The organism is Acidithiobacillus albertensis, assembly GCF_001931655.1.
Classification (GTDB): domain Bacteria; phylum Pseudomonadota; class Gammaproteobacteria; order Acidithiobacillales; family Acidithiobacillaceae; genus Acidithiobacillus; species Acidithiobacillus thiooxidans.
The window spans coordinates 1-3,198 of record NZ_MOAD01000051.1 but is presented as its reverse complement, the minus strand read 5'-3'; the positions used below and the strand labels follow the sequence as shown (position 1 = coordinate 3,198).

General features: G+C 49.5%; 4 protein-coding genes. 3 read left to right on the top strand and 1 reads right to left on the bottom strand.

The features are described from left to right. Positions 1–146 precede the first annotated feature (146 nt). Positions 147–485, top strand: coding sequence for an NAD(+) diphosphatase (nudC, locus tag BLW97_RS17790; RefSeq protein WP_075324137.1), 339 nt, complete (start codon positions 147–149; stop codon positions 483–485). A gap of 143 nt (positions 486–628) precedes the next feature. Here nudC and BLW97_RS17785 read toward each other — a convergent pair whose 3' ends face one another. Beyond that, positions 629–1,231 carry a LysE family translocator gene (locus tag BLW97_RS17785; protein ID WP_075324136.1) on the bottom strand — a complete coding sequence of 201 codons (603 nt, stop codon included), beginning with the start codon at positions 1,229–1,231 and terminating at the stop codon, positions 629–631. A gap of 199 nt (positions 1,232–1,430) precedes the next feature. Between BLW97_RS17785 and BLW97_RS17780 the strand changes: the two genes are divergently transcribed. Together BLW97_RS17780 and BLW97_RS17775 are read left to right on the top strand one after the other, a co-directional pair. Further along, positions 1,431–1,805 carry an EVE domain-containing protein gene (locus BLW97_RS17780; protein WP_077218545.1) on the top strand — a complete coding sequence of 125 codons (375 nt, stop codon included), beginning with the start codon at positions 1,431–1,433 and terminating at the stop codon, positions 1,803–1,805. A 243-nt stretch (positions 1,806–2,048) separates the two neighbouring features. Then, positions 2,049–3,113 carry a DHA2 family efflux MFS transporter permease subunit gene (locus BLW97_RS17775; RefSeq protein WP_075324135.1) on the top strand — a complete coding sequence of 355 codons (1,065 nt, stop codon included), beginning with the start codon at positions 2,049–2,051 and terminating at the stop codon, positions 3,111–3,113. The last annotated feature ends 85 nt before the right edge of the window (positions 3,114–3,198 follow it).

Genomic DNA, 3,198 nt, shown 5'->3' with positions numbered 1-3,198 from the left:
CAGCGCATCGCCAGATAGCCCACCGTCAGATAATCGGCCAGACGAGCGCCTACAGGTAATTGTGCTTTGGTACGTGCCATTGCCATGTCTCCCCAGAAACAAAACATGGCGGTTATTCTGACAGAAAATTACCTATCTAAACAGTATTGCTATTAGCACGATCACCACATTTCCCGCCTGGGATCTATAGTGCGTTAGCCGGATTTGTTGAGGTGGGCGAGTCAGTTGAGCAATGTTTGCGTCGTGAAGTTCGGGAGGAAGCTGGTATTGAAATTAAAAACATTCGCTGGTTTGGGAGCCAGTCTTGGCCATTTCCAGACTCATTAATGATAGGTTTTATAGCTGACTATGCGGATGGCGAAATACTCCCCAAAATTAATGAAATTGAAGATCTACGCTGGTTTAAAAAAAATGAATTACCTTCTTTGCCACACCCTTCTACGCTTGCCTATCAAATGATTCAAAGTGTCTTACGGTCGGGTTAATTTACACAGAGCTACTCTATATTCATGTAGCCCTCTATACCAACTAAACGCACACACCATATTTATTATTAACTTATACAATAAAAACCGTGCTCGGAAGTTGATTTCTCCTAGAAAGCAGATATACCAAAAAATAAAGCTCCTCAGAAACGTGCCTTAATAGAGAGAACAGCAATGACAATAAAGAGAATCGGCGGTACATAATCAAACCATGCTGCCTTCCGAAGCAGACGATTGACCTTGTCTGCCAGTAGGGCAACCGAGAAGTTCACCATAATGCCGCCGAAGTTAAAAATCAGACCATAGAGAACAAAGGTCATGGCATTACTGCCCTGCGGAACGAACTGAGGAATTAGACTCAAGAAGAACAAAGCAATCTTCGGATTCGTCAGGTTAATCAGCACGCCTTTCAAGAATGTACCCTTATGATTGGGGCGAGACTCGGCCACGGGACCGCTCGAGGCCTTCTTACGGGGCCAGCTAAGGTAGGCGATATAAAGGAGATATGCGGCACCAATCAATTGCAACCCGGTGTAAACAGATGGATATTCCTTGAAAATGGCACTGACACCGAATGCAGTAAGCAGGACGTAAATTAATACGCCAATTTCAATTCCGAGTGCAGCAAAAAGACCAGTCTTCCTCCCATGCTTCTGGGACTGATGGAGCACGAACATCATGGCTGGCCCAGGAGATATATTGATAATAAAGGCCGTAAGCAAAAAATAAATAAACAAAATATCCATAAATGTGCCTTTTCAGGATTGATGGGAAAAACCTAATGAAACAGATTTGAAAATGCCTCCACCAAACAGAAGCGACGTTGCGGTGGACGGAGGGTGTCCTGAATTTTGTGTAAACAGCGTTTTCATTTAACGTTGTGGCATCCGGTTATCGAGCTGGATGATAAGGCGGTTTAGGGCGGCTTTCTAGTCCCGGATCAGCATGGTCCACTTTTGGCTGATATTCTGCAGTCGCATAAAACCTGGGGATCGTGTTGCCTACTATTCGCCAACGGTTGAATTCGGCGGTAAGTATAAATTTCAGACTTTCACGGCGATCGGGATCGTGCAGGGCGGTGATCCATATCAGGTGGATATGGGAGGAGGATTCCAACCCTATCGGCGGGACGTGTGCTGGTTCCCTGCCGTAGAAGCCCCCATTCGACCCATCCTTGGGATGCTGGAGTTCTCCGCCGAAAAACAGAACTGGGGCTACCAATTCCGCTTTGGGATTTTCGTCATTAGCGAGCACGATATGAATGTAATTGCTGCGGCAATGGGTCTTGAATTGTCCAGGGCAGCAAGCTATGGCTGGTGATTGTTAATCGGGTTTTTACCACCTCGTATTGCGAAATATGAGTCATTGGCTCATTGAAACATTTTGTGCATGAGCAAATAGCAATCTTTTCAAGGGTGAACTATCCAGAAGCTGGTTTCTGCTAAAAACTGATCAATCGCCAGTGCTGTTAGACAGTCTCGGGCCCACACTGTTCGAGCAGAGCAGGGGTTTATTCACTAACCAATGAAACGTTGACCGTAGCGCAGCCAGTAGTATGCGCGCATGTCAACAAACCTTTCTCCAGCAAAAGGCAACACCGTCGCGCAAAACGAGCCGGCTTCGCCTCCTCATCGATTCTGGCTCAGTGTGGCGCTGCTGGCTGCCACCGTCATGCAGGTGCTGGACATTACTATCGTCAGCGTGGCTTTACCCTATATGGCCGGAAGCCTGTCTGCCAACACCTCCCAGATTAGCTGGGTAGTGACCAGTTATCTGGTCGCGGCCGCCATTTCCACGCCGTTGACTGGATTTCTGGCGGCGCGATGGGGACGACGCCGGTTACTCTTGGCCAGTCTCGGCGGATTTGTCGTGGTTTCCGGGCTTTGCGGAGTCAGTCAGGATCTGATGGAGATCGTCTTTCTGCGTCTACTTCAGGGTTTGGTTGGGGCGCCTCTCCCTTCTTTGGCACAGGCCATGCTGATAGAAGCCTATCCCCCGGAAATGCGGGGACGAATCACGGCGCGTTGGAGCCTTGCCGTAGTAGCGGGTCCCATTCTGGGGCCGGTGATTGGGGGCATCCTCGTTACCCATCTGGACTGGCGGTGGGTATTTTACGTGAACTTGCCTGCAGGCTTATTGGCCTGGATGCTGGTCTACCGTTTCAGCAGCCCCTCCACCACTATCGAAAAACGCCGTATTGATCTTCTGGGCTTCGCCAGCATGGCCATCGGTCTGGGCGCCCTACAGGTCGTGCTGGACCAAGGCAATACGATGGGTTGGTTCAGTTCGCAGCGGATTGTGATTCTGACCATGCTGGTCGTCTTGACGCTCAGTCTTTTTCTCTGGCGGGCACTGACCCGAGACGACAGCATCGTTCATCTCCGTTTACTGAGGAACCGGGATTTTGGGATCGCCTCACTCGCATCGATCACCTTTGGCGCGGGTTTCTACGGCATCGTGACCTATCAGCCGATATTCCTGGAACATCTGCTCGGCTATCCGCCAGAAACGGCAGGGTGGATTTCTGCAGCACGCGGGATTACGGCTATGTTGGGGATGCTGATTGTTAAACAGCGTGCAAAAGTTGCCAGAATTGGGTGGAAAACAGCGTGTAAATTGACCACCTGATATCCTGCCGGATTTGCCGGGAGGAAACTGGAGTGATTTGCATGGAAACCATAGCCAAAGTGCGCCGTCTGTATCATCTGGACAA